The organism is Polynucleobacter sp. 35-46-11 (genome assembly GCF_002281105.1).
Genome location: NZ_NCFJ01000096.1, coordinates 1 through 7,098, shown reverse-complemented (window position 1 = coordinate 7,098; position 7,098 = coordinate 1). Strand labels below are relative to the sequence as shown.

Here is a 7,098-nt window from a genome sequence, read left to right as displayed (position 1 = left end):
AATAATCAAAGACCTACACCAATATACTGCGTTTATGAGCTCATCAAAAAATTCCCTTGCCAACAAAGCCCAAGCTTGGTCGGCCCGTTTTAACGAACCTGTTGACGAACTGGTACAGCGTTATACCGCTTCCATTGGCTTTGATCAACGTTTTGCCTTAGTCGACATTGCCGGTTCCTTGGCACACGCAGAGATGCTAGCCACCCAAAAGATTATCAGCGCCCAGGATTTAGCAGATATCCAAAAAGGTATGGCTCAGATCAAAGGTGAAATTGAGGCTGGTGAATTCAACTGGCAACTCGCCTTAGAAGATGTGCACCTGAATATCGAAGCACGTCTCACTGAGTTAGTGGGTGATGCTGGCAAGCGTCTTCACACTGGTCGCTCACGTAATGACCAAGTAGCTACGGATTTGCGTCTTTGGTTGCGTGGCAGCGTTGATCAAATTGCCGCTACCCTCAAAACTTTACGCGTTGCCTTACTCGATCTTGCAGAGAAACACTCTGCCACGATCATGCCTGGCCATACACATTTACAAGTGGCGCAACCCATTACCTTTGGTCATCACTTGATGGCCTATTACGAAATGTTTAGTCGCGATGCAAGCCGCCTGGCTGATCTTCGCGCCCGCTTCAATCGTCTGCCCCTCGGTGCAGCCGCATTGGCCGGAACAACCTACCCCATTGATCGCGAGCAAGTCGCCAAGATTCTGGGTTTTGATGGCATCTGCAATAACTCGCTTGATGCGGTGTCTGATCGCGACTTTGCGATTGAGTTCTGTGCGTTTGCATCGATCTTGATGATGCACGTTTCACGCCTATCTGAAGAACTGGTTCTGTGGCTCAGCCCACGCTTTGGCTTTATTGATTTGCCAGATCGCTTCTGCACCGGTAGCTCAATCATGCCGCAGAAAAAGAATCCGGATGTACCAGAATTAGCCCGCGGCAAAACTGGTCGCGTATATGGTGACTTGATCTCTTTATTAACCTTAATGAAGAGTCAGCCATTGGCGTACAACAAAGACAACCAAGAAGACAAGGAGCCTTTGTTTGATGCAGTTGATACGGTTCAAGATACTTTGCGCATCTTCGCTGATATGGTTCCACACATTCAGGTGAAAGCTGATGTAATGAAGGCTGCTGCTGAAGAAGGTTTCGCAACAGCAACTGACTTAGCCGATTATTTAGTTAAAAAAGGTTTAGCCTTCCGCGATGCCCATGAAGCAGTGGCTCACGCAGTTAAAGCCTGTGTTGGTCGCAACTGCATGCTCACTGATCTCACCCTTCCTGAATTACGCTTTGCTTGTGGCTTAGATAATCGTCCAGAGTTGATGGGGGATGATGTCTTTGCCCTGCTGACCGTAGATGGCTCTGTGAATTCTCGCCAACATGCTGGCGGCACCGCTCCAGCGCAAGTACTCGCCGCAGTTAAACGGGGTCGCGCAGATCTCTAAACTACATGGGTTTTTGGGGAACACTCTCAACAGGAATTGACCGACTAAATCAATTTCTGGGCAAGGCAGCCAGCATCATGATTTTGCTGTCTTGCATAGTATCAGCCGCCAATGCCCTACTCCGCTATAGCCTAGACATCAGCAACAACTGGCCTTTGGAATTGCAGTGGTATCTCTTTGCTGCTGCCGTGATGCTGGGAGCTGCATACACACTCAAACGGAATGAACACGTGCGAGTTGATTTAATTTACTCGCAGCTCTCTGATCGCGGACGTCTTTACGTAGATCTATTTGGTCTGATTGTCTTTTTGATGCCAGCCTGCATATTGTTCGCCTGGCTATCTTGGGCGACTTTGTTTTATCCCTCATGGCTAGTTTCAGAGGGCTCACTAAATGCAGGCGGTTTATCACGTTACCCCATTAAATTTGTTGTGCCCTTTGGTTTCTTCATGCTGAGCCTTCAAGGTCTATCAGAAATTATTAAACGCATTGGCGCACTCAAAGGCAAAGCAATATTGCCTGGTGCCGATCTCCATTATGAAAAGCCCATGCAATGATTCCGCTTGAATGGATGCCACCGCTCATGTTTGGCGGACTCATTGTATTTATGTTGATCGGATTTCCGGTGGCTTTTTCTTTGATGGCTGCGGGATTATTTTTTGCTGGCATTGCGATTGCTGAGAATTTCTTTGGCATGCCATTTCTGCAAGCCATTCCCCAACGCATCTTTGGCAGCGTCCTCGCAAACGACCTGCTGTTAGCCATCCCCTTCTTTACTTTCATGGGCGCAATCCTAGAACGCTGCGGTCTTGCAGAAGAAATGCTGGACTCCATGGGTCAGCTCTTTGGGCGTATTCGGGGCGGTCTTGGCTACTCAGTAATCATTGTGGGATTCATTTTGGGGGCAATCACTGGCACAGTGGCCGCTCAGGTGATCGCTATGGCCATGATCTCCCTGCCAGTAATGATGCGTTATGGCTACAACATGCGCTACGCTACGGGAGTTTTGGCGGCTTCTGGGACCATTACCCAGCTAGTTCCACCCTCTTTGGTACTCATTGTGCTGGCCGACCAGCTAAAAACCCAGAGCGGCAGCGCTGATGTGGGCAGCATGTATCTGGGTGCTTGGGGTCCATCCCTTCTGCAAATCGGTCTCTTTGCCCTCTATACATTCTTCCTTTCTCGCTTTAGACCTGACTACTTGCCCGCCACCCCAGAAAACGAACTTACCCTCAAGGGCTGGGCGCTCTGGAAAAAATGTCTACTGGGAATCATTCCTTCAGCAGTGCTGATTTTCTTGGTGCTCGGAACTATCATGACCGGCATCGCCACTCCCACCGAGTCTGGCGCTATGGGTGCGATGGGTGCACTAATTTTGGCCTGGATTCGTAGGGCAAGCATTCCCAACCTACAGGGATTGATTCAAGAGGCCTATCAAAACACTATGCGCATTACTGCCATGGTGGTCTTCATCTTGATTGGCTCTACGTGCTTCTCAGTTGTTTTCCAAGGGGTTGATGGTGGCCACTGGGTTGAAGAGTTATTTTCTAACCTACCAGGCGGCTGGGTTGGATTCTTGGTGGTTGTGAATCTATTTGTTTTCTTTTTGGCGTTCTTCTTAGACTTCTTTGAAATCGCTTTCATCGTTGTGCCCATGCTGGCACCAGTCGCAGTTAAGCTGCTTGCACCAGTATTGCTCGCCTCCATGAATGGCAATCCTCAAGCCGCAGCCAGCGCTGCACTAATATGGTTCGGCGTAATGCTCTGTGTGAATATGCAAACCTCATTTATGCATCCACCTTTTGGATTTGCACTGTTCTACCTACGCGGCGTTGCACCTAAAGAGGTGAAGAGTGGTGATATCTATTGGGGTGCGTTACCTTGGGTCGCTCTACAACTCATTATGGTTGTTGTAGTGGCGGCATTTCCAGCACTAGTCACCACCTTCCTGGATAAGCCTGCAGCAGTAGTGCAGAGCCAGGACTTTAATTTCACCAATACCGATGAAGCAAAGACAGATACACCACCAAGCAAGATGGATGAAGATGCGCCGGTAGTCTTTCAGTTAGATAAGCCAGGAAAATAACTACACTTGAAGCGAGATTATTGATAGTGATATCGGCAAGCAATTATCACCAGCCGATCTTTCTCGATGACGTATACAAGACGATGAACATCATCTATTCGTCTAGACCAAAATCCCGATAGGCTTTCTCTTAATTCCTCAGGCTTTCCAATTCCATCCCCAGGATTGCGCATAGCATCTTTTATAAGTGCATTGATACGCTTTAAAGTTTTTTTGGCTTGCCCTTGCCAGTAAACACAATCAGACCATGCGGCGCTTGTCCAAACAACGCTACTCAGCATCTACAAGAGTCTTTTCTTTGGTTTGCCCTTTTCGATATTGCGCCAATGATTTCTCCAAATGTTTTGCGTTAGCTGGAGATTTTAATAAATGGAGTGTTTCCATCATGCTGTTATAGGTATTTAAAGACATCACCACAGCATCATCAGCATCTCTGCGAGAGATGATGGCTACATCACAATTACTCACTACTTGATCGATCACTTGTTTAAATTGGTTTCTTGCGTCAGAAAAATTAATCACTTTCATGGTCCAGCCTAACTTGTTCAATATATTGTACAAGTATAGTCAAAGGCTGATTTTGGTGCAAGCAAAAAAATACCCTGCAAAAGCAGGGCATTAAGGGGATGATTTACCTGAACTAAATCACAAGGTGATATCAGGCTCTTGCCTCACGCAGTCAACATAGTACTCACTACGTCCATCGATATCCGCTTTGACCAGACCATGAATGTCAGTCTCAAATCCTGGGAATTGCTCATTGAAGTCACGGGCAAAGTAGAGATAGTCAATGATGCGTTTATTAAAACGTTCACCCGGGATCAGCAATGGAATACCTGGAGGGTATGGAGTGACTAGCATTGCAGTAATGCGATCTTCGAGTTGGTCTAAAGAAACGCGATCTACTTTTTTGTGCGCCATCTTCGCCCAAGCCTCTGAAGGCATCATCGCCGGCACCATATCCGAGGTATACATCTCCGTAGTCATACGGGCCACGTTACGACTCTTATAGAACTCATGAATCTTCTGACAGATGTCTTTAAGACCAACGCGCTCGTAACGAGGGTGCTTAGCAACGAACTCTGGCAATACTTTCCACAAGGGAGCGTTCTTATCAAAGTGGTCTTTAAATTGCTGCAGCTCAGTGACTAAGGTATTCCAGCGACCTTTGGTAATGCCGATAGTGAACATGATGAAGAAGGAGTACAGACCGCACTTCTCTACGATCACACCGTGCTCAGCTAAGTATTTAGTAACAATACTTGCTGGGATACCCATAGAACCAAAGTTACCTTCAATATCTAATCCAGGCGTTACAACAGTCGCCTTGATTGGATCAAGCATATTGAAGTCTTTGGCCACTTTGCCGAAGTCGTGCCAGCTAGCGTTCGGCTCCAGAATCCAATCTGAACGCTCGCCAATACCCTCTTCAGCCAAGTGATCCGGACCCCAAACCTTAAACCACCAGTCTGCGCCAAACTTATCATCTACCTCACGCATTGCGCGACGGAAATCCATCGCCTCGGCAATAGATTCTTCAACTAGTGTGGTGCCACCAGGGGCCTCCATCATGGCAGCAGACACATCGCAAGAAGCGATGATGGCGTACTGCGGACTGGTAGAGGTATGCATCAGATAGGCTTCATTGAAGCAGTCGCGATCGAGCTTGTGCTCTTCGGCATCCTGCACCAAAACCTGCGAAGCTTGAGAAAGACCAGCCAATAACTTGTGGGTTGATTGGGTGGCAAACATCAAACTCTTCTTAGTGCGCTTACGATCAGATCCGATGGCATGCATGTCTTTGTAGAAAGGATGGAAGGCAGCATGCGGCAACCAAGCTTCATCAAAATGCAAAGAATCTACTTTGCCATCGAGCATCTCTTTAATCATCTCAACGTTGTAGACGATCCCATCATAAGTGCTTTGCGTGAGCGTCATCACACGAGGCACTACGTTCTTGTCCTTAATGAAGGGATTGGCATCAATTTTCTTCTTGATGTTTTTCCACTCAAACTCTTCTTTTGGAATCGGGCCAATAATGCCAAGGTGATTACGAGTTGGCATCAAGAAAATCGGGATAGCACCCATCATCGTGATCGAGTGAATGACCGACTTATGGCAGTTACGGTCTACTAACACCACGTCGCCAGGGGCAACAGTTGAGTGCCAAACAATTTTGTTTGATGTGGATGTACCGTTGGTTACGAAAAACAAATGATCCGCATTGAAGATGCGCGCAGCATTGCGCTCGCTTTGCAAGACAGGACCAGTGTGATCTAACAACTGACCCAATTCTTCCACTGCGTTGCAGACGTCAGCACGAAGCATGTTCTCGCCAAAGAATTGATGGAACATGCGACCCACTGGACTCTTTAAAAAAGCCACGCCACCAGAGTGGCCCGGGCAGTGCCAAGAGTACGAACCTTCAGAGGCGTAATTAGTCAAGGCGCGGAAGAATGGCGGCGCCAATGAATCGAGGTATACCTTGGCCTCGCGAATGATATGTCGCGCCACAAACTCTGGCGTATCCTCATTCATATGAATGAAGCCATGTAACTCACGCAAGATGTCATTCGGCATATGGCGTGAAGTACGGGTCTCACCATACAAGAAGATCGGAATGTCTTCATTGCGCTTGCGTACTTCGGTAATAAATGCGCGTAAGTTATTTAATGCAGGCAAGTCATGATCTTCGGAGTCAGAAACAAACTCTTCGTCATCAATCGACACAATAAAGCTGGATGCACGGGAAGCCTGTTGCGCAAAGGATGTCAGGTCTCCGTAGCTGGTTAAGCCAATAACCTCCATGCCCTCGTTTTCAATCGCTTCTGCTAAGTCGCGAATACCTGAACCTGAAATATTTTCAGAGCGAAAGTCCTCATCAATAATGATGATTGGAAAACGAAATTTCATGAGCACCCTTTAGAGTCGCCAATATGGCGATGAAGCAGATTAAGCAGATTAAGTCTTGGGCAGAGTTACGCCGACTTGGCCTTGATACTTACCGCCACGATCTTTGTACGATGTACCGCATACTTCATCGCTTTCAAAGAACAGAACTTGTGCACATCCCTCGCCGGCATAAATCTTGGCAGGCAAAGGAGTTGTATTAGAAAACTCGAGCGTGACATAGCCTTCCCACTCGGGCTCGAATGGAGTGACGTTCACAATAATTCCACAACGCGCATAGGTACTCTTACCAACGCATACCGTTAAGACGCTGCGCGGAATCTTGAAGTACTCAACGGTTCTTGCCAAGGCAAAAGAGTTTGGAGGGATGATACAAACTGGGCCCTTGAAATCAACAAAAGATTGCTCGTCAAAATTCTTAGGGTCAACGATAGTGCTATTGATGTTCGTAAAAATCTTGAACTCATCAGCGCAACGAATGTCATAGCCATAGCTTGAAGTGCCATAGCTCACAATTTTTTGCCCGGCAGCATCTTGGCGGACCTGCCCGGGTTCAAATGGGCTGATCATGCCTTGCTCGCCCATGCGGCGGATCCAGTGGTCAGATTTAATAGTCATGGCCGAATTGTAAAACCATCGCAGGCCATAT

At 47.4% G+C, this 7,098-nt stretch carries 7 protein-coding genes; 3 read left to right on the top strand and 4 right to left on the bottom strand.

Features of this window, described 5'->3' with window-relative positions; genetic code table 11:
• Positions 1-34 precede the first annotated feature (34 nt).
• Genes argH through B7Y67_RS08660 form a run of 3 tightly spaced genes read left to right on the top strand, consistent with a single transcriptional unit; the run spans position 35 to position 3,539 of the window.
• Positions 35-1,453 carry an argininosuccinate lyase gene (gene argH / locus B7Y67_RS08670; protein WP_293598302.1) on the top strand — a complete coding sequence of 473 codons (1,419 nt, stop codon included), beginning with the start codon at positions 35-37 and terminating at the stop codon, positions 1,451-1,453.
• 5 nt (positions 1,454-1,458) lie between these two features.
• Positions 1,459-2,010: a TRAP transporter small permease subunit gene (locus B7Y67_RS08665; protein WP_293598301.1), complete on the top strand. Its 552-nt coding sequence runs from the start codon at positions 1,459-1,461 to the stop codon at positions 2,008-2,010.
• The gene (locus B7Y67_RS08660) at positions 2,007-3,539 is read left to right on the top strand and encodes a TRAP transporter large permease subunit (protein WP_293598300.1); all 1,533 of its coding nucleotides are present in this window, start codon (positions 2,007-2,009) and stop codon (positions 3,537-3,539) included. Before B7Y67_RS08665 ends, B7Y67_RS08660 begins: the two co-directional genes overlap by 4 nt.
• A 17-nt stretch (positions 3,540-3,556) precedes the next feature.
• Here B7Y67_RS08660 and B7Y67_RS08655 read toward each other — a convergent pair whose 3' ends face one another.
• The 4 genes from B7Y67_RS08655 to dcd all read right to left on the bottom strand — a co-directional run bounded on the left by B7Y67_RS08655 (position 3,557) and on the right by dcd (position 7,067).
• Positions 3,557-3,820, bottom strand: coding sequence for a Txe/YoeB family addiction module toxin (locus B7Y67_RS08655; protein ID WP_293598299.1), 264 nt, complete (start codon positions 3,818-3,820; stop codon positions 3,557-3,559).
• Positions 3,810-4,067 (bottom strand): type II toxin-antitoxin system Phd/YefM family antitoxin, encoded by a 258-nt coding sequence (locus B7Y67_RS08650; protein WP_293598298.1) that lies wholly within the window; start codon positions 4,065-4,067, stop codon positions 3,810-3,812. Before B7Y67_RS08650 ends, B7Y67_RS08655 begins: the two co-directional genes overlap by 11 nt.
• Positions 4,068-4,184: 117 nt before the next feature.
• Positions 4,185-6,452 carry an arginine/lysine/ornithine decarboxylase gene (locus B7Y67_RS08645; RefSeq protein ID WP_293598297.1) on the bottom strand — a complete coding sequence of 756 codons (2,268 nt, stop codon included), beginning with the start codon at positions 6,450-6,452 and terminating at the stop codon, positions 4,185-4,187.
• A 48-nt stretch (positions 6,453-6,500) separates the two neighbouring features.
• Complete coding sequence (dcd, locus tag B7Y67_RS08640) at positions 6,501-7,067, bottom strand: dCTP deaminase (protein ID WP_041484826.1); 567 nt, start codon at positions 7,065-7,067, stop codon at positions 6,501-6,503.
• Positions 7,068-7,098: the final 31 nt, after the last annotated feature.